Raw genomic sequence first — 1,311 nt, forward strand, 5'->3', positions numbered from 1 at the left:
TAGCAGGCTGCTGAAATTCCTGCTGCGTTTCCGCGAGTTTGGGTTGTGGGCGCGATTTTTTGACGGATATCGGCCGGTTTTGGGCTGTCCGGCGCAGGGGTTCTGGTCATATTGGCCTATTTTCCTGCCCCAAGACACAGTTGGCCCGTCGTTCCGATCAATTTCGGAAGACGAACGATATTGTAGGCGGCCAGGGCGAAGGTGAAGAGCGCCTCGACCTTAGCCAATCCGCGCAGCTTGAGCTGGGAGAGACCGCCGGTCGTCTTGACCCAGCCGAAGATTTCCTCGATCCGCTTGCGGCAGCGAAGGCTGATCGCATAGCCGGGACTTTGCGCCACCTGCGGCGGCACCGCCGTCTTGCGCACCTTGCCCGTCTTGCTCACCGCGCCGTTGATCGCAACATGCGGCACGATCTTGCGCTCCTTCAACCCCTCGACGAATGCTTCCGCGTCGTAGCCCTTGTCGGCGCCCAGCGTCGTGCCTTCGCCAAGGCTCTTGCTCAGGTGGCTCGCCGCCTCCCGCTCGCCCGTGCCGGTGGCGTGCGTCACCGCGCCGCCAACCGCCAGGCCATTGCGGTTCTCCATCAGCGCATGCCCCAAATAGGCCAGCCGGCTCTCCTGGCCATCACCCTTGCGATAGAGCCGGGCGTCCGGGTCCGTCGTCGAGGCGTGCGTTGCGTTCGAGCGCTTCTGCTTGCGGAAGTTGCGCTCGCCGTTGCGCCCGCCCTCTAGCGGCTCGTCCGAACCATCCTTGGCGCGAAAGCTCTTCATCGAGGCGAAGGCCTTCAGCATCGTCCCGTCGACCGAGAAGTGCTCCGCGCTCAAAAGCGTCTTGACTGCCGGCTGGGCAAGCAGCGCCGACAGGAAGCCTTGCGCCACCTCCGTTGTCAGAACCCGGTCGCGATTATGCGTGAACACCGTCGCATGCCACACCGCATCATCGATCCCAAGACCCACGAACCAGCGGAACAACAGGTCGAACTCAAGCCGTTCCATCAACTGACGCTCGGAGCGGATCGAATACAGCATCTGCAACAGCATCGCCCGCAGCAGCCGTTCCGGCGCGATCGAGGGCCGACCGGTCTTCGCATACAACGCCGAAAAGGACCCATCCAAGGCAGCAAGCGAAGCGTTCACCAGATCCCGCATCGCCCGCAACGGGTGCCGAGCCGGCACTCGCCCCTCAAGGTCGACATACGAAAACAACGATCCCGTCCGTTCGTCCCCACCGCGCATCCAAATCAATCCTGTGGCCGCAACCCCACGGAATCATCACACCAACCAAAAAGCCAGCGCGTTTTTCAGCAGCCTG

1 protein-coding gene is annotated in these 1,311 nt (G+C 62.7%); it reads right to left on the reverse strand.

Annotated elements, in window-relative coordinates; all coding sequences use genetic code 11:
• Positions 1 to 116 precede the first annotated feature (116 nt).
• Entirely contained in the window at positions 117 to 1,235 is a 1,119-nt protein-coding gene (locus tag FG93_RS30360) for an IS5 family transposase (protein WP_043242586.1), read from the reverse strand.
• Positions 1,236 to 1,311: the final 76 nt, after the last annotated feature.

It is taken from the genome of Allobosea sp. LC85 (assembly GCF_000735605.1).
GTDB lineage: Bacteria > Pseudomonadota > Alphaproteobacteria > Rhizobiales > Beijerinckiaceae > Allobosea.